Annotated in this window: 18 protein-coding genes and 1 tRNA gene; 17 read left to right on the top strand and 2 right to left on the bottom strand. The window is 69.0% G+C overall.

The features are described from left to right. Positions 1-3: 3 nt before the first annotated feature. The 9 genes from OQ968_RS11200 to xerD all read left to right on the top strand — a co-directional run bounded on the left by OQ968_RS11200 (position 4) and on the right by xerD (position 9,476). Positions 4-189 (top strand): hypothetical protein, encoded by a 186-nt coding sequence (locus tag OQ968_RS11200; protein WP_324677674.1) that lies wholly within the window; start codon positions 4-6, stop codon positions 187-189. Positions 190-193: 4 nt separating this feature from the next. Then, the gene (locus OQ968_RS11195) at positions 194-1,003 is read left to right on the top strand and encodes a TlyA family RNA methyltransferase (RefSeq protein ID WP_324677673.1); all 810 of its coding nucleotides are present in this window, start codon (positions 194-196) and stop codon (positions 1,001-1,003) included. After that, complete coding sequence (locus tag OQ968_RS11190) at positions 1,000-1,923, top strand: NAD kinase (protein ID WP_324677671.1); 924 nt, start codon at positions 1,000-1,002, stop codon at positions 1,921-1,923. The genes OQ968_RS11195 and OQ968_RS11190 overlap by 4 nt, the downstream gene beginning before the upstream one ends. Positions 1,924-1,936: 13 nt before the next feature. After that, positions 1,937-3,688 (top strand): DNA repair protein RecN, encoded by a 1,752-nt coding sequence (gene recN / locus OQ968_RS11185; protein ID WP_324677669.1) that lies wholly within the window; start codon positions 1,937-1,939, stop codon positions 3,686-3,688. Positions 3,689-3,873: 185 nt separating this feature from the next. Next, positions 3,874-5,055, top strand: a complete 1,182-nt coding sequence (gene steA / locus OQ968_RS11180) for a putative cytokinetic ring protein SteA (RefSeq protein ID WP_324677667.1) — start codon at positions 3,874-3,876, stop codon at positions 5,053-5,055. Between the two features lie 22 nt (positions 5,056-5,077). Then, on the top strand, positions 5,078-6,022 hold the full coding sequence (locus OQ968_RS11175) for a copper transporter (RefSeq protein ID WP_324677665.1): 945 nt from the start codon (positions 5,078-5,080) through the stop codon (positions 6,020-6,022). Positions 6,023-6,170: 148 nt separating this feature from the next. Further along, positions 6,171-7,922, top strand: a complete 1,752-nt coding sequence (locus OQ968_RS11170; RefSeq protein WP_324677663.1) for a CTP synthase — start codon at positions 6,171-6,173, stop codon at positions 7,920-7,922. After that, a complete protein-coding gene (locus OQ968_RS11165) occupies positions 7,915-8,538 on the top strand; it encodes an NUDIX hydrolase (protein ID WP_324677661.1) in 624 nt (207 codons plus the stop codon). Before OQ968_RS11170 ends, OQ968_RS11165 begins: the two co-directional genes overlap by 8 nt. Beyond that, a complete protein-coding gene (gene xerD, locus OQ968_RS11160; RefSeq protein WP_324677659.1) occupies positions 8,535-9,476 on the top strand; it encodes a site-specific tyrosine recombinase XerD in 942 nt (313 codons plus the stop codon). Before OQ968_RS11165 ends, xerD begins: the two co-directional genes overlap by 4 nt. A gap of 4 nt (positions 9,477-9,480) precedes the next feature. Here xerD and OQ968_RS11155 read toward each other — a convergent pair whose 3' ends face one another. After that, positions 9,481-10,233: an O-methyltransferase gene (locus OQ968_RS11155; RefSeq protein WP_324677657.1), complete on the bottom strand. Its 753-nt coding sequence runs from the start codon at positions 10,231-10,233 to the stop codon at positions 9,481-9,483. Positions 10,234-10,455: 222 nt separating this feature from the next. On the opposite strand from OQ968_RS11155, the gene OQ968_RS11150 reads away from it, so the two are divergent. From OQ968_RS11150 to OQ968_RS11120, 7 genes are all read left to right on the top strand, one after another. Then, positions 10,456-11,319, top strand: coding sequence for a ParA family protein (locus tag OQ968_RS11150; protein WP_324677655.1), 864 nt, complete (start codon positions 10,456-10,458; stop codon positions 11,317-11,319). Then, positions 11,316-12,155 (top strand): segregation/condensation protein A, encoded by an 840-nt coding sequence (locus tag OQ968_RS11145; RefSeq protein ID WP_324677653.1) that lies wholly within the window; start codon positions 11,316-11,318, stop codon positions 12,153-12,155. The genes OQ968_RS11150 and OQ968_RS11145 overlap by 4 nt, the downstream gene beginning before the upstream one ends. Positions 12,156-12,214: 59 nt before the next feature. After that, complete coding sequence (scpB, locus tag OQ968_RS11140; protein ID WP_324678000.1) at positions 12,215-12,910, top strand: SMC-Scp complex subunit ScpB; 696 nt, start codon at positions 12,215-12,217, stop codon at positions 12,908-12,910. Continuing rightward, positions 12,907-13,662, top strand: a complete 756-nt coding sequence (locus OQ968_RS11135; protein ID WP_420715888.1) for a pseudouridine synthase — start codon at positions 12,907-12,909, stop codon at positions 13,660-13,662. The genes scpB and OQ968_RS11135 overlap by 4 nt, the downstream gene beginning before the upstream one ends. Beyond that, positions 13,659-14,345, top strand: a complete 687-nt coding sequence (gene cmk, locus OQ968_RS11130) for a (d)CMP kinase (protein WP_324677649.1) — start codon at positions 13,659-13,661, stop codon at positions 14,343-14,345. The genes OQ968_RS11135 and cmk overlap by 4 nt, the downstream gene beginning before the upstream one ends. Beyond that, positions 14,342-15,733, top strand: a complete 1,392-nt coding sequence (gene der / locus OQ968_RS11125; RefSeq protein ID WP_324677647.1) for a ribosome biogenesis GTPase Der — start codon at positions 14,342-14,344, stop codon at positions 15,731-15,733. Before cmk ends, der begins: the two co-directional genes overlap by 4 nt. Before the next feature lie 232 nt (positions 15,734-15,965). After that, positions 15,966-16,042, top strand: a tRNA-Pro gene (locus tag OQ968_RS11120). A 452-nt stretch (positions 16,043-16,494) separates the two neighbouring features. On the opposite strand, the gene OQ968_RS11115 is transcribed toward OQ968_RS11120, so the two are convergent. Continuing rightward, a complete protein-coding gene (locus tag OQ968_RS11115) occupies positions 16,495-16,764 on the bottom strand; it encodes a DUF1778 domain-containing protein (protein WP_324677645.1) in 270 nt (89 codons plus the stop codon). A gap of 219 nt (positions 16,765-16,983) precedes the next feature. Between OQ968_RS11115 and OQ968_RS11110 the strand changes: the two genes are divergently transcribed. Further along, positions 16,984-17,469: a pyridoxamine 5'-phosphate oxidase family protein gene (locus OQ968_RS11110; protein WP_324677643.1), complete on the top strand. Its 486-nt coding sequence runs from the start codon at positions 16,984-16,986 to the stop codon at positions 17,467-17,469. Positions 17,470-17,683 lie beyond the last annotated feature (214 nt).

The raw sequence follows: 17,683 nt of genomic DNA, 5'->3' as shown, positions 1-17,683 counted from the left end.
GCGATGAGTATCGATCCCGATCAGCTTCGCGCTGAGATTGACGCCCTGGTTGCCCAGCTGTCCGAGGTCGGGGACCCGGAAAACCCCGACCACCAGCCGTCGCTCGAGGAGCTCGAAGAGATCGCCCGCCGCCTCTCCGAGGCGCACGACGTGCTGCTGCAGGCGCTGGAGTCCGCGGAGAAGGGCTGAGTGCATGCCTCGACGGGCCCGCGTTGACGCCGAGCTGGTGCGGCGCGGCCTTGCCCGGTCCCGCCAGCAGGCCGCGGAGTTGATCGGCGCGGGGAAGGTCAGCATCGACGGCATGCCGGCGGTCAAGCCCGGCACCGCCGTCGCCGTCACCGCGGCGCTGACCGTCGCCGACGACGGCGAGCGCACCTGGGTGTCGCGCGGGGCGCACAAGCTCATCGGCGCGCTGGACGCCTTCGGGATTCCCGTCGCCGGCCGGCGCTGCCTCGACGCCGGCGCGTCGACGGGCGGCTTCACCGAAGTGCTGCTGGACCGGGGTGCCGCCCGGGTGGTGGCCGCCGATGTCGGGTACGGCCAGCTGGCCTGGTCGCTGCGGTCCGACCCGCGGGTGGTCGTCGTCGAGCGGACCAACGCCCGGGAGCTGTCGCCCGAGGCGATCGGCGGGCGCGTCGATCTGGTGGTGGCCGACCTGTCGTTTATCTCGTTGGCCACGGTGTTGCCCGCGCTGGCTGGATGCGCTTGCCCCAGCGCGGATATCGTTCCCATGGTGAAGCCACAGTTTGAGGTGGGGAAGGGACAGGTCGGTGCCGGCGGGGTGGTGCGCGACCCGGGGCTGCGCGCGGACTCGGTGCTGACCGTCGCACAGCGCGCCGGCGAGCTCGGCTGGCACACCGTGGGTGTGACGGCCAGCCCGCTGCCGGGGCCGTCGGGCAACGTCGAATACTTCCTGTGGTTGCGCGCCGAGACCGATCGGGGGCTGTCGGGCGACGGGCTGGTGGAGGCGGTTCGGCGCGCGGTTGCGGAGGGTCCGCAATGACCGCCGATCGCACCGTCCTGCTGGTGGTCCACACCGGCCGCGACGAGGCCACCGAGACCGCACGACGCGTAGAGAAAGTGTTGGGCGACAACAACATTGCGCTTCGTGTCCTGTCCGCCGAGGCGGTCGACCGGGGATCGCTGCACCTGGCGCCCGACGACATGCGAGCGATGGGCGTCGAGATCGAGGTGGTCGACGCCGACCCGCACGCCGCGCAGGGCTGCGAGCTGGTGCTGGTTCTCGGCGGCGACGGCACCTTCCTGCGGGCCGCCGAATTGGCACGCACCGCAGGCATTCCGGTGCTGGGGGTCAACCTGGGCCGCATCGGCTTTCTGGCCGAGGCCGAGGCCGAGGCCATCGACACGGTGCTGGATCATGTCGTCGCCCGGGACTACCGGGTGGAGGAGCGCCTGACCCTGGATATCGTGGTGCGCCAGGGCGGCCGCATCATCGATCGGGGGTGGGCGCTCAACGAGGCCAGCCTGGAAAAGGGCCTGCGACTGGGCGTGTTGGGCGTGGTCGTCGAAATCGAGGGACGGCCGGTGTCGACGTTCGGCTGCGACGGGGTGCTGGTGTCGACGCCCACCGGGTCCACCGCCTACGCGTTCTCCGCCGGCGGCCCGGTGCTGTGGCCGGACCTGGAGGCAATCCTGGTGGTGCCCAACAACGCTCACGCGCTGTTCGGCCGGCCGATGGTGACCAGCCCCGACGCCACCATCGCGATCGAGATAGAGGCGGGCGGCAACGACGCCCTGGTGTTCTGCGACGGCCGCCGCGAAATGCTGGTCCCGGCCGGGGGGCGGCTCGAGGTGACCCGTTGCGCCACACAGGTGAAATGGGCACGCCTGGACAGCGCGCCGTTCACGGACCGGCTGGTGCGCAAGTTCAAGCTGCCGGTGACCGGGTGGCGCGGGAAGTGACGGCGCTGCTGCGGTGCTGACCGAAATCCGAATCGAGTCGCTGGGCGCCATCGGCGTCGCGACCGCCGAGTTCGATCGCGGCCTCACGGTGCTCACCGGTGAGACCGGCACCGGCAAGACCATGGTGGTGACCGGGCTGCACCTGCTCGGCGGTGCCCGCGCCGACGCCACCCGGGTGCGATCCGGGGCCGAGCGTGCGGTGGTCGAAGGGCGTTTCAGCACAGACGATCTCGACGACGCGGCGTGCGCCGAGCTGGACGAGATGCTGGACGCGTCGGGGGCCGAGCGCGACGAGGACGGCAGCGTGATCGCGCTGCGCTCGGTCAGCCGCGACGGGCCGTCGCGCGCGTACCTGGGCGGCCGCAGCGTGCCGGCCAAGTCGCTGAGCGGTTTCACCACCGAACTGCTCACGCTGCACGGGCAGAACGACCAGCTGCGGCTGATGCGGCCCGACGAACAGCGCGGGGCGCTGGACCGGTTCGCGGCGTCGGGCCCCGCGCTGGAGCGCTATCGCAAGCTGCGCGACGCGTGGCTGTCGGCGCGCCGCGACCTCGTCGACCGCCGCAACCGGGCCCGCGAACTCGCCCAGGAGGCCGATCGGCTGAAATTCGCGCTCAACGAAATCGATTCCGTCGACCCGCAACCCGCCGAGGACGACGCGCTGGCCGCCGACATCTTGCGGCTCTCCGAGCTGGACACGCTGCGCGAGGCAGCCATGGCGGCGCGCGCGGCGTTGTCCGCGGACGAAACCGACGGCTTGGGCTCCAGCGCCGTCGACAACCTGGGGCGGGCCAGGTCGGCCCTGGAATCGACCGACGACGCGACGCTGCAGGGATTGGCCGGGCAGGTCGGCGAGGCGCTGCCCGTGATCGTCGATGTGGCACGCGAACTCGGCGACTATCTGGAGCAGCTGCCGGTGGATGCCAGCGCGCTGGAGTCCAAGCTGGCGCGTCAGGCGCAGCTGCGCACGTTGACCCGCAAGTACGCCGCGGACATCGACGGGGTGCTGCGCTGGGCGGACGAATCGCGGCAGCGGCTGGCGCAACTCGACGTGTCCGAGGAGGCGCTCACCGGGCTGGAACGCCAGGTCGACGAGCTGGTGCGCGAATTGGCCCAAGCCGCAGTCGATCTCAGCAACCTTCGCCGCAAGGCCGCCAAGCGACTGGCCAAGGAGGTGACCGCGGAGCTGTCCGCGCTGGCGATGGACGACGCCGAATTCACCATCGGCGTCACCACGGACGTCGTGGCCGACGACGACCCCGCCGCGCTCGCGCTGCCCTCCGGGGAGCGGGTGCGGGCCGGCGGCGACGGCATCGACCAGATCGAGTTCGGCTTCGCGGCCCACCGCGGCATGACGGTGCTGCCGCTGGCGAAGAGCGCGTCGGGCGGCGAGCTGTCCCGCGTCATGCTGGCGCTGGAGGTGGTGCTGGCGACCTCCCGGAAACAGGCGGCGGGCACCACGATGGTGTTCGACGAGGTCGACGCCGGGGTCGGCGGCTGGGCCGCGGTGCAGATCGGGCGGCGGCTGGCGCGGCTGGCCCGCACCCACCAGGTGATCGTGGTGACGCATCTGCCCCAGGTCGCCGCGTACGCCGACGTGCACCTGGTGGTGCACAGCGCGAAGGGCGCCAGCGGGGTGCGGCGCGTGACCGGCGACGATCGGGTGGCCGAGCTGGCGCGCATGCTGGCCGGACTGGGCGAGTCCGACAGCGGCCGCGCCCACGCCCGCGAACTGCTCGAGGCCGCACAAAAAGACGCCATCTGACCCCCCTCTATGCGCGAGCGTGCGTGTCGGTACACCGACACGCCGCAAACTCCGTACATTTGCGCACCCTCGCGGCGATCAAGCCGTGACCAGCTTGTGACAGATGTGACTCTAGATAACTTCTGGGGCTGGTGTTACGGCGCGCCTCCACGCCTCCACCCGGGTTCCCCGACAGAATCGCCCCCATGAGAATGTCAGGACTGCTATCTCGTAACGCCTCCCGACCGGGCCTTACCGGCACCGCGCGGGTTGACCGCAACATCGACCGACTGCTGCGCAGGGTCTGCCCCGGCGACATCGTGGTGCTCGACGTCCTGGATCTGGATCGCATCACCGCCGACGCCCTCGTGGAGGCCGACATCGCGGCCGTCGTCAACGCGTCGCCGTCGGTCTCCGGGCGCTATCCCAACATGGGGCCGGAGGTGCTGGTCAACAACGGGGTCACCCTGATCGACGAGACCGGGCCCGACATCTTCAAGAAGGTCAAGGACGGGGCCAAGATTCGCCTGCACGAGGGCGGCGTGTACGTCGGCGACCGCCGCCTGGTCCGCGGCACCGAGCGCACCGACCACGACATCGCCGACCTGATGCGGGAAGCCAAGAGCGGACTGGCCGCGCACCTGGAGGCGTTCGCGGGCAACACAATCGAGTTCATCAAGAGCGAAAGCCCGCTGTTGATCGACGGCATCGGGATCCCCGACATCGACGTCGACCTGCGTCGCCGGCACGTGGTGATCGTCGGCGACGAGCCCAGCGCCGAGGACGACCTGCGCTCCCTCAAGCCATTCATCAAGGAGTACCAGCCGGTGCTCATCGGCGTCGGCACCGGCGCGGATGTGTTGCGCAAGGCGGGATATCGGCCGCAGATCATCGTCGGCGACCCCGAGCAGATCAGCACCGAGGCCCTCAAGTGCGGCGCCCAGGTGGTGTTGCCCGCCGACGCCGACGGACATGCGCCCGGGCTGGAACGAATTCAGGACCTCGGCGTCGGGGCGATGACCTTTCCGGCCGCGGGCTCGGCGGTCGACCTGGCGCTGCTGCTGGCCGACCACCACGGCGCCTCGCTGCTGGTGACGGCGGGCCACACCGCCAACATCGAGACGTTCTTCGATCGCACGCGCGCGCACACCAACCCGTCGACGTTCCTGACCCGGCTTCGGGTGGGGGAGAAGGTGGTGGATGCCAAGGCCGTCGCCACGCTGTACCGCAGTCACATCTCGGCGGGCGCCATCGCGCTGCTGGCGCTGACGATGTTGATCGCGGTGATCGTGGCGCTGTGGGTGTCGCGCACCGACGGCGTGGTGCTGCATTGGATCAACGACTACTGGAACCACGCCTCGCTGACCGTGCAGAGGTGGGTGACCTAGTTTTCCCAAGGACGGTGGGCCCATGATCTCGTTGCGCCAACACGCGTTCTCGCTGGCCGCGGTCTTCCTGGCGTTGGCCGTGGGGGTCGTGCTGGGTTCCGGCTTCCTGTCGGACAGCCTGCTGTCCAGCCTGCGCGACGAGAAGCGCGACCTGTACAACCAGATCGGCGGGCTCAACGACCAGAAGAACGTGCTCAACGAGAAGCTCAGTGCCGCAAACAATTTCGACACCCAACTGGGCGGCCGGATCGTGCACGACGCGCTCGGCGGCAGGTCGGTGGTCGTCTTCCGTACCCCCGACGCAAGGGATGACGACGTCGCTGCGGTGTCGAAAATCATCGGCCAGGCCGGCGGGACGGTGACCGGCACCGTGTCGCTGACGCAGGAGTTCGTCGACGCCAACTCCGCGGAGAAGCTCCGCACGGTGGTCAACTCGTCGATCCTGCCCGCCGGCCAGCAGTTGAGCACCAAGCTGGTCGACCAGGGTTCGCAGGCCGGCGATCTGTTGGGCATCGCCCTGCTGGTCAACCCCAACCCCACCGTTCCACCGGTCGACGACGCGCAGCGGGACACCGTGCTCGCGTCGCTGCGCGACACCGGTTTCATCGCCTATCAGCCCAGCGATCACCTGGGCGCGGCGAACGCCGCGCTCGTCGTCACCGGCGGCGCGCTGCCCCAGGACGCCGGCAATCAGGGGGTCAGCGTCGCCCGGTTCTCGGCCGCGCTGGCGCCGCACGGCGGGGGCACGCTGCTGGCCGGGCGGGACGGATCGGCCACCGGGGGCGCCGCGGTCGCCGTCACCCGCGCCGACGCCGGCATGGCCTCGACGGTCAGCACCGTCGACGACGTCGACACCGCACCCGGGCGAATCACCGCGATCCTGGGCCTGCATGACCTGATCAACGGCGGTCACGTCGGGCAGTACGGCACCGGTCGCGGGGCGACATCGATCACCGTGCCCCAGTAGCAAGCCCCGCAACGGCGTTGTGCATGGCGGGCGTGTTCGCCGCGACGCGGGCTCGCCGGATGTTAGGGTGGGTTTCCGTGGGTCGGCAGGCCCAACTGGTCGAAGACCAGAAAAATCAAAGCCCTGCCCGTCTTCACGGAGGTCGCCAGTGCGTAAGCACCCGCAATCCGCCACCAAGCACCTCTTCGTCAGCGGTGGGGTCGCTTCCTCCCTCGGCAAGGGCTTGACCGCCAGCAGCCTCGGTCAGCTGCTGACCGCCCGCGGGTTGTACGTGACGATGCAAAAGCTCGACCCGTACCTCAACGTCGACCCGGGCACGATGAACCCGTTCCAGCATGGCGAGGTCTTCGTCACCGAGGACGGCGCCGAGACCGACCTCGACGTCGGCCATTACGAGCGATTCCTGGACCGCGACCTGTCCGGCTCCGCGAATGTCACTACCGGACAAGTGTATTCGACCGTTATCGCCAAGGAGCGGCGAGGCGAGTATCTCGGCGACACCGTGCAGGTGATCCCGCACATCACCGACGAGATCAAACGACGGATCGTGGCGATGGCCCAGCCCGACGCCGAGGGAAACCGTCCCGACGTCGTGATCACCGAAATCGGTGGCACCGTGGGCGATATCGAGTCGCAGCCGTTCCTGGAGGCGGCCCGCCAGGTCCGTCACGACCTGGGCCGGGAAAACGTCTTCTTCCTGCACGTGTCGCTGGTGCCCTACCTCGCCCCGTCGGGCGAGCTGAAGACCAAGCCGACGCAGCACTCGGTGGCGGCACTGCGCAGCATCGGTATCACCCCGGATGCGCTGATCCTGCGCTGCGATCGCGATGTCCCCGAGGCGCTGAAGAACAAGATCGGGCTGATGTGCGACGTCGACATCGACGGCGTCATCTCCACACCGGACGCGAAGTCGATCTACGACATTCCGAAGGTGCTGCACCGCGAGGAACTCGACGCCTATGTGGTGCGCCGCCTCAACCTGCCGTTCCGCGACGTCGACTGGACCGAATGGGACGACCTGCTGCGCAGGGTTCACGAACCGCACGAGACGGTGCGAATTGCGTTGGTGGGCAAGTACGTCGAGCTTTCCGATGCCTACCTGTCGGTGACCGAGGCGCTCCGCGCCGGCGGGTTCTCCCACCACGCCAAGGTCGAGATGGTGTGGGTGGCGTCCGACGACTGCGAGAGCGCCGCCGGGGCGACGGCGGCCCTGGGCGACGTGCACGGCGTGCTGATCCCCGGCGGGTTCGGCATCCGTGGCATCGAGGGCAAGATCGGCGCCATCCGGTACGCCCGGTCGCGCGGGCTGCCGGTGCTGGGGCTGTGCCTCGGGCTGCAATGCATCGTGATCGAGGCCGCCCGCGCGGTCGGGCTGACCGAGGCCAACTCGGCCGAATTCGAGCCGGCCACACCGGATCCCGTCATCTCGACGATGGCCGATCAGGAGCAGGCCGTCGCCGGCGAGGCCGACCTCGGCGGCACCATGCGGCTGGGCGCCTATCCCGCCGTGTTGCAGCCGGATTCCATTGTGGCCCAAGCGTATGGGGTGACCGAGGTGTCCGAGCGGCACCGGCACCGCTACGAGGTCAACAACGCCTACCGCGACCGGATCGCCGAGAGCGGCCTGCGCTTCTCCGGGACCTCGCCCGACGGCCACCTGGTGGAGTTCGTGGAATACCCGCCGGACGTCCATCCGTTCGTCGTCGGCACCCAGGCCCACCCCGAACTGAAGAGCCGGCCCACCCGGCCGCACCCGTTGTTCGTCGCGTTCGTCGGGGCGGCCATCGATTACCAGAAGGGCGAGCAGCTGCCGGTGGAAATCCCCGAGCACACGTCCAACGGCGATCAGTATCTCGACAGCGCGCGGCGGCCGTTACCCGAGCCGGCGACCCGTGGCTGAGCACGTCTTCGAGACGGCGTCATCCGAAACGCTGTATACCGGAAAGATTTTCGCGTTGCGCCGGGATCGGGTGAGGATGCCCGGCGGCAAGGTGGTCATCAGGGATGTGGTCGAACACTTCGGCGCGGTCGGCGTGGTGGCGATGGACGACGACGGCAACATCCCGTTGGTGTACCAGTACCGCCACGCGTTCGGCCGGCGGCTGTGGGAGCTGCCCGCCGGGCTGCTCGACGTCGGCGGCGAGGCCGCGCATCTGACGGCGGCCAGGGAACTGCGGGAGGAGGCGGGCCTGCGGGCCGACACCTGGCGGGTGCTGGTCGACCTCGATTCCACGCCCGGATTCAGCGACGAGTCGGTGCGCGTCTATCTGGCCACGGGACTTACCGAGGTAGACCGGCCCGAGGCGCACGACGAAGAGGCCGACATGACGCTGCAGTGGTTTCCCCTCGCGGACGCCGCGCGCAAGGTGCTCGGCGGTGAGATCGTCAATGCCATTGCGGTGGCCGGGATTTTGGCCGCCCACGCGGTGGCCGGCGGTGTCGCCGACCCGCGTCCGGTGGACAGCCCGTGGAAGGACAAGCCGACGGCGTTCATCGCGCGCAGGGACCGGCGATGAGCGCGCCGGCGCTGGAAACCCAGATGCAGGACTACCTCGACCACCTGACGATCGAGCGGGGCGTGGCGGCCAACACGCTGAGCTCCTATCGTCGCGATTTGCGTCGCTACTCGAAACACCTGTCGGACCGCGGAATTCACGACCTGGCCAAGGTCGGCGAGGACGACGTCAGCGAGTTCCTGGTGGCCCTGCGGCGCGGCGATCCCGATACCGGAACCGCGGCGCTGTCCGCGGTGTCGGCGGCGCGGGCGCTGATCGCGGTGCGCGGCCTGCATCGCTTCGCCGCCGCCGAAGGCCTGGCCGAGCTCGACGTGGCCCGGGCCGTGCGGCCGCCCACCCCGGGCCGGCGGCTGCCGAAAAGCCTGACCATCGACCAGGTTCTGGCGCTGCTGGAAGCCGCGGGCGGCGACAGCCCGGCCGACGGCCCGCTCACGCTGCGCAACCGCGCGCTGCTGGAGCTGTTGTACTCCACCGGATCACGGATCTCCGAGGCCGTCGGCCTCGACGTCGACGACATCGACACCCAGGCCCGCTCGGTGTTGCTGCGCGGCAAGGGCGGCAAGCAGCGGCTGGTGCCGGTGGGCCGCCCCGCCGTGCAGGCGCTGGACGCCTACCTGGTGCGCGGGCGCCCGGAGCTGGCCCGCCGCGGCCGGGGCACCGCGGCCATCTTCCTCAACGTGCGCGGCGGGCGGCTGTCGCGGCAGAGCGCGTGGCAGGTTTTGCAGGACGCCGCCGAGCGCGCCGGCATCACCTCGGGCGTGTCGCCGCACATGCTGCGGCATTCGTTCGCGACCCACCTGCTGGAGGGCGGCGCCGACGTCCGGGTGGTCCAGGAGCTCCTCGGTCATGCGTCGGTGACGACGACGCAGATCTACACGCTGGTGACCGTGCACGCGCTGCGCGAGGTGTGGGCCGGGGCCCACCCGCGCGCGCAATGACTCGCTAGCCCAGGTAGTCGGATTCCAGCACCAGGTCGGAGACCAGCGTCTGGTACTCGACGTGGGTCTTGTGCTCGACGGTGTTCCACCGCTTGCCCTGCTGCCGGCGCATGTACTCGCGGTACTTCGGGGCGCCGGGGATCCTGACGTTGTCGGCGACCACGATCGACCCGGGATGCAGCCAGCCCCGGTCGAGGATGCTCTGCAGGTCGTCCAGGTAGGCGTCCTTGTCGTGGTCGAGGAACACGAAATCGAGTGCGCCGGAAGCAAACCCGTGCTGGTTCGCCAGCGCGTCCAGGGTTGGCCCGCCGTCGCCGATGGTTCCGACCACACAGGTCACCCGGTCGGCGACGCCGGCGTGTTGCCAGATCTGGCGGGCGTTGACGGCGTTGGCCTCGGCGAGTTCGACGGAATACACCCTCGCGTTGGGGGCGGCCCTGGCGATCCGCAGCGCCCCGTAGCCGCAGTAGGTGCCCAGCTCCAGCGCCAGCGCGGGATCGGCGCGGCGCACGGCGGCGTCGAGCAGCAGCCCCTTCTCGTCGCCGACGTTGATCAGCATCGACTTCTCGTAGGCGAACCTGTCGAGGGTGGCCAGCACGTCGTCGAGGTCGCCGGCCCGTGCGTTGGTCAGGACGTACTCGACCGCGGCGGCCTCGCGCCCGTCGCCGATCTGGCCGGTCGTGACGATGTTGCGGGTGCCGGTGGCCATCCGCCACACCGACCACCGCAGCAGCGGCATCCGTCGCTTGAGGTCCATGCAAACCCACGATAGTGCCACCGCCGGGCGGGGCGGGGCCGCCGCCGCGTGGGCCCGCCAATGGTGCTGGTGTGACTGGTGTTAACGCTGCGCGCTATTGTGTGCTTCACCAGCGGCATTCGGCCGTATTCGCTGGTTAACTCGCCCGCGGGTCGCCCGGCTTCTGCGCGCCAAGCCGATAGACTCTGCTGCGATGTTCACCTCCCGACCACCCGACCGGCGATGACCGATCCGACCGACAGCGATGTCGTCATCGGTCTGACCGGGCGTCCGCCCCGGTCGATCCCGGAGCCGCAGCCGCGCACCTCGCACGGTCCGGCCAAGGTCGTCGCGATGTGCAACCAGAAGGGCGGGGTCGGGAAAACCACGTCGACGATCAACCTGGGCGCAGCGCTCGCCGAGTACGGCCGGCGGGTGCTGCTCGTCGACATGGACCCGCAGGGCGCGCTGTCGGCGGGCCTCGGCGTGCCGCACTACGAGCTGGAAAAGACCATTCACAACGTGCTGGTGGAGCCGCGGGTGTCGATCGACGACGTGCTGCTGTCCACCCGGATCAAGCACATGGACCTGGTGCCCAGCAACATCGACCTCTCGGCGGCCGAGATCCAGCTTGTCAACGAGGTGGGCCGCGAGCAGACACTGGGCCGGGCGCTGCATCCGGTGCTGGACCGCTATGACTACGTGCTGATCGACTGCCAGCCGTCGCTGGGCCTGCTCACCGTCAACGGGCTGGCCTGCTCGGACGGCGTCGTCATCCCCACCGAGTGCGAGTTCTTCTCGCTGCGCGGCCTGGCGTTGCTCACCGACACCGTCGACAAGGTGCGCGACCGGCTCAACCCGAAGCTGGAGATCAGCGGCATCCTGCTGACTCGTTACGACCCGCGCACGGTCAACGCGCGCGAGGTGATGGCCCGCGTCGTGGAGCGCTTCGGCGACCTGGTGTTCGACACCGTGATCACCCGCACCGTGCGCTTCCCGGAAACCAGCGTGGCGGGCGAGCCCATCACCACCTGGGCGCCCAAGTCCACGGGCGCCGTCGCCTACCGCGCCCTGGCCCGCGAGTTCATCGACCGATTTGGCGCGTGAACGGCACCGCCAATGGCGAGGCGCCGACGCAGAACGGCCACCCCGCTGACTACTCGGATGGTTTCCGGGTCCGCCTGACCAACTTCGAGGGGCCGTTCGATCTGCTGCTGCAGCTGATCTTCGCCCACCGGCTCGACGTCACCGAGGTGGCGCTGCACCAGGTCACCGACGAGTTCATCGCCTACACGAAAGCGATCGGGTCCCAGCTGGAGCTGGAAGAGACCACGGCGTTCCTGGTGGTGGCCGCCACGCTGCTCGATCTCAAGGCGGCCCGGCTGCTGCCGGCCGGGCAGATCGACGACGAGGAGGACCTGGCGCTGCTGGAAGTCCGCGACCTGCTGTTCGCCCGGCTGCTGCAATACCGCGCGTTCAAGCACGTCGCGGAGATGTTCGCTGAGCTGGAGGCCGCAGCGCTGCGCAGCTACCCGCGGGCGGTGTCGCTGGAGGACCGCTACACCGAACTGCTGCCCGAGGTGATGCTCGGCGTCGACGCGCAACGGTTCGCCGAGATCGCCGCGGTCGCGTTCACTCCGCGGCCGGTGCCGACGGTGGCCACCGAGCACCTGCACGAGCTGCAGGTCTCGGTGCCCGAGCAGGCGCAGAAGTTGCTGACGATGCTGCAAGCGCGGGGGACCGGCCACTGGGCGACGTTTTCCGAGCTGGTCGCCGACTGCCAGGGGCCGATGGAGGTCGTGGGCCGCTTCCTGGCGCTGCTCGAACTGTATCGGTCCCGGGCGGTAGCATTCGACCAGTCGGAGCCGCTGGGCGTGCTCCAGATTTCATGGACCGGCGAACGTCCGGCCAGCGAAGCCCTGGTAGAAGTGCGGGACGAATGACCCGCGCCAGCGACGATGCAGAGCGCAGCGATGAGGAGGAGCGGCGCTTGAGTAGTGAGTTGCCCGAAGAGCTGCCCGACGTCGACCTCGATGCCGGCATCCCGGACATCGCCGAGGCGGCGCCGATGGACGCCGACGAGCTTGGCTCGGTGCTGGAGGCGCTGCTGCTGGTCGTCGACACCCCGGTCAGCGTCGAGGCGCTGGCCGCGGCCACCCAGCAGCCCGTCTACCGCATCGCCGCCAAGCTGCAGCAGATGGCCGACGACCTCACCGAGCGCGACAGCGGCATCGACCTGCGGCAGAACAGCGAGGGCTGGCGCATGTACACCCGGGCGAAGTTCGCGCCCTACGTGGAGAAGCTGCTGCTGGACGGCGCGCGCTCCAAGCTCACCCGGGCCGCGCTGGAGACGCTGGCCGTGGTGGCCTACCGCCAGCCCGTCACTCGGGCGCGGGTGAGCGCGGTCCGCGGCGTGAACGTCGACGCCGTCATGCGCACCCTGCTGGCGCGCGGCCTGATCACCGAGGCGGGCGTCGACGAGGACACCGGCGCGACGACGTTCGCCACCACCGAGCTGTTCCTGGAACGCCTCGGGTTGACGTCGCTGGCCGACCTCCCCGACATCGCGCCGCTGCTGCCTGACGTCGACACGATCGAGGACCTCAGCGAATCACTGGACAGCGAGCCACGTTTCATCAAGCTTGCGGGCCGTCAGGCACCCGAGCAGGCGCTGTCGTTCGACGTGGACCAGGATTGATGGTCGCACCGGAGGAGCGCCGGGGAACGCGTCTACAAAAGGTGTTGTCCCAGGCCGGGGTCGCGTCGCGGCGGGCCGCGGAGAAGCTGATCATCGACGGCCGCGTCGAGGTCGACGGGCGGGTGGTGACCGAGCTGGGCACCCGGGTCGACCCGGACGCCTCGGTGATCCGCGTCGACGGCGCCAGGGTGGTCGTCGACGACTCGATGGTCTACCTGGCGCTGAACAAGCCCCGCGGCATGCACTCGACCATGTCCGACGAGCGCGGCCGGCCCTGCATCGGCGACCTGATCGAGCGCCGGGTGCGCGGCAACAAGAAGCTGTTTCACGTCGGGCGGCTCGACGCCGACACCGAGGGGCTGATCCTGCTCACCAACGACGGCGAGCTGGCCCACCGATTGATGCATCCCTCCCATGAGGTGCCCAAGACGTATCTGGCGACGGTGACCGGTACGGTGCCGCGGGGGCTGGGCAAGAGGCTGCGGGCCGGTATCGAGCTGGACGACGGGATGGCGCGGGTCGACGATTTCGCCGTGGTGGACGCGATCCCGGGAAAGACGTTGGTGCGGTTGACGTTACACGAGGGGCGCAACCGCATCGTGCGCCGCCTGCTGGCGGCCGCGGGCTTCCCGGTGGAGTCGCTGGTGCGCACCGACATCGGCGCGGTGTCGCTGGGCAAGCAGCGCCCGGGCAGCATCCGGGCGTTGCGGCTCGACGAGATCGGGCAGCTGTACAAAGCGGTGGGCCTGTGAGCTCAGATGTTGTCGTCGCCATCGACGGTCCCGCCGGAACCGGAAAGTCCTCGGTATCAAGGGGATTGGCGCATGCGCTGGGCGCGCGCTACCTTGATACCGGGGCGATGTACCGGATCGTGACGCTGGCGGTGCTGCGCGCCGGGGTCGATCCCTCGGACGCCGCGGCCGTCGGCGAGATCGCGTCCGACGTGCAGATGTCGGTGAGCTACGACCCCGATGCTCTCACCTGTTACCTTGGCGGAGAGGATGTTTCGGCGGAGATCCGCGGTGACGAGGTGACCGCCGCGGTCTCGGCGGTGTCGTCGGTTCCCGCCGTGCGCACCCGGCTCGTCGAGTTGCAGCGGGCCATGGCCGCGGGCCCGGGCAACGTCGTCGTCGAGGGCCGCGACATCGGGACCGTGGTGTTGCCCGACGCGCCGGTGAAGATCTTCCTGACCGCTTCGGCGGAGACCCGCGCCCGTAGGCGCAACGACCAGAACGTCGCCGCGGGCCTGACCGACGACTACGCGGGTGTGCTGGCCGATGTGCGCCGCCGCGACCACCTGGATTCCACCCGGCCGGTGTCGCCGCTGCGCGCGGCCGCGGATGCGGTGATCGTCGACACCAGCGACATGACCGAGGCGCAGGTGATCGCCCATCTGCTGGAGCTGGTCAAGCAGCGAAACGGGGCGGTGCGGTGACCCAGGACGGCACCTGGACCGACGAAAGCGATTGGGAATTCGTCGATTCCGTCACCGAGGAAGCCGGTCCCGCGCCGGTGGTCGCAGTGGTGGGCCGGCCGAACGTCGGTAAGTCGACGCTGGTGAACCGGATCCTGGGCCGGCGCGAGGCGGTGGTGCAGGACGTTCCCGGCGTGACCCGTGACCGGGTGTCCTATGACGCGCTGTGGACCGGGCGACGGTTTGTCGTGCAGGACACCGGCGGTTGGGAGCCCGACGCCAAGGGCCTGCAGCAGCTGGTGGCCGAGCAGGCGTCGGTGGCGATGCGCACCGCCGACGCGGTGATCCTGGTGGTCGACTCCGTCGTCGGCGCCACCGCCGCCGACGAAGCCGCCGCCCGCATCCTGCTGCGCTCGGGCAAGCCAGTGTTCTTGGCCGCCAACAAGGTTGACAGCGAGAAGGCCGAGGCCGACGTGGCGGCCCTGTGGTCGCTGGGGCTGGGGGAGCCGCACGCGATCAGCGCGATGCACGGCCGCGGGGTTGCCGATCTGCTCGACGCGGTGCTGGCCGCGCTGCCCGAGGTGTCCGAGGCGGCGCCGGCGGCTGGCGGTCCCCGGCGGGTCGCGCTGGTCGGCAAGCCCAACGTCGGCAAGAGCTCGCTGCTGAACAAGCTGGCGGGCGACCAACGCTCGGTGGTGCACGAGGTGGCCGGGACGACGGTGGACCCGGTGGACTCGCTCATCGAATTGGGCGGCAAGGTCTGGCGGTTCGTCGACACCGCGGGCTTGCGGCGCAAGGTGGGCCAGGCCCGCGGGCACGAGTTCTACGCTTCGGTGCGCACGCACTCGGCCATCGATGCCGCCGAGGTGGTCATCGTGCTGATCGACGCGTCGGAGCCGCTGACCGAGCAGGACCAGCGGGTGCTGTCCATGGTCATCGAGGCCGGGCGGGCGCTGGTGCTGGCGTTCAACAAGTGGGATCTGGTCGACGAGGACCGGCGCGAGCTGCTGGAGCGCGAGATCGACCGCGAACTGGTGCAGCTGCGGTGGGCGCAGCGGGTCAACATCTCCGCCAAGACGGGGCGCGCGGTGCAGAAGCTGGTGCCGGCGATGGAGGCCGCGCTGGCGTCGTGGGACACCAGGATCGCCACCGGCCCGCTGAACACGTGGATCAAGGAAGTGGTGGCGGCCACGCCGCCGCCGGTGCGGGGCGGGAAGCAGCCGCGCATCCTGTTCGCCACCCAGGCCACCGCGCGCCCGCCGACGTTCGTGCTGTTCACTACCGGCTTTCTCGAGGCCGGATATCGACGTTTCCTGGAACGACGGCTGCGGGAGACATTCGGGTTCGACGGCAGCCCGGTCCGGATCAATGTGCGGGTGCGCGAAAAGCGGCGCGGCAAGCGTCGCTGAGCGTTCGAGCACTTGAGTGTGCGCTCACGCATTCGACTGTGAGCCCAGGGATTCGAGCGTGCATTCACGGCGGGCAGTTCGATCTGATCGCACCATGGGCTCACACTGAACGCCATCGGCTCACACTGAAAGCCCAGTCTTCACGCTCGACCGTCCCGTGACGCCATGACTGGGTCGAGCCTCGTCTGCGGTAGGCTTTCGACCTGCTGCCGATGCTCTAGGCGGCGGACAACGGGCTGTGGCGCAGTTTGGTAGCGCACTACACTGGGGGTGTAGGGGTCGCAGGTTCAAATCCTGTCAGCCCGACCAAAGTTTCCGCAGGTAGATCGCTTACCGGCGGTCCGCGACTCCTCGGATTCCTTACCTATAGGAGTGTGTGCAGCAAGCGGTGCAGCAACTCTCCACGGCAGCCCGCGCCGTGTTGTCGGATGTGTGCCATACACGTCACCGGTGATCGTCCATCCCGAACCGCGGCAACACCTCTCGGCCTGGATTGTGCCGGCAGACGATGGGTTGCGCCGCTACCGGCACCTAATGGCCGACCAGTGGCGTCTAAGCCGCGGTAAACCGCCTCGGTACGCCTAGGGTGTATTGGGTGCAGCCGAAACGGCCGGTAAGGGCGGTCAAGGTGTAGGTCCGTTGATTCCTGGCCGCTGCTGCACCCTGATCGGTCGGAGGTCGTCGAAGACATTGTCATCAACGGCGCCGTCGAACTTCTCCAGCGCCGTGGTTGTCCGACAGCCGCGCGAAAGGAACATCAATCAGCGTCTTGTAAAGACCGCTGGTTTGCGTGCGGCTGCTCCGAGACGCGGCGCGTCGTCAGCGGCATCGAGCGAGGACATCAGTTTGTCGAATTGTTCGGGTTCCATTGCCGTTACGAACTCCTGACGCAGGATGTCTTCGGCTCGCTGCATCGCGGCTTTCCGCACAAATTCCGACGTCTGCTCATGGACAACGTTGGCGGCGCGCTGGATGCGGTCAAACGTCGCTTCCTCCGCGCGAAGCTCGATGCGCTTCGTCTTAGCTGCCACAGCGACGCCTCCTTCTTTGCTTCGGTAATCTCGGCTCGCAACGGTCGGCCACTTCATTTTGCGGTCAACCTACGTACACAGCTAGTGGCGACGGCCAGGGCTGGGGACCACCCTGGGGACCTCACGGAATGCTGCCATGTCCCGGGACATAGTTGACAGGTGTCCCGAGACACGATTTACGCCCGGTGTTCAGGCCGGACGGATAGGAGTACAAACACGATGACCACGGCGGAATTGGCTCGGGAGCTTGGCCAGCCCGGCGCACAGAGGCTGCTCTCCGGCTCCATGGCCCGGCTCGCCTACAACGGACACGATGGCTTCCCGCGGGTAATCCCCGTCGGGTTCTACTGGACCGGCGAACGCATCGTTGTCTCCACAGCACCGACGTCGCCCAAAGCACGCGCGCTTTCGTCCCGCCCGAAAGTCGCATTGACGATCGACACCGGTTCCACGCCAGAAGAAGCGAAGGCCCTACTGGTGCGTGGCCTCGCCACACTGGAAACCGTCGACGGCGTCACCGACGAGTATCTCGCGGCAGCCAAAGGATCAATGGACGAAGCCCAACTTGCCGAGTTCGAACGCAACGTGCGGTCGACGTACAAGCAGATGGTGCGCATCTCCATCGAACCGCAATGGGCGCGGTTCTACGACTTTGGCGCCGGCCGGTTGCCCACTTTTCTCGCGGACCTCGTCAGCGATGGTTAACAAGACGCTCTTTGGATTGAGCCGGACCATTTCTGTCCCCAATATGCGGGCGCAATACGTGTCGGCGGAACTCCTAAGTTTCCGCAACGCAGAGTCCGCGGCGGAAACGACGCAACCGTTGGTTCGATGCGTTAGCTGCGTTCGACACTCGCACCGCACGCGCTGGCCCGAGTCTCCCGGCCGCGTTCACGTGGTCTGGCTAAGGCCAACCGGG

Source organism: Mycobacterium sp. 663a-19, assembly GCF_035616495.1.
Classification (GTDB): domain Bacteria; phylum Actinomycetota; class Actinomycetes; order Mycobacteriales; family Mycobacteriaceae; genus Mycobacterium.
The sequence above is the reverse complement of the archived record's forward strand: the minus strand, read 5'-3'. Positions and strand labels throughout refer to the sequence as shown.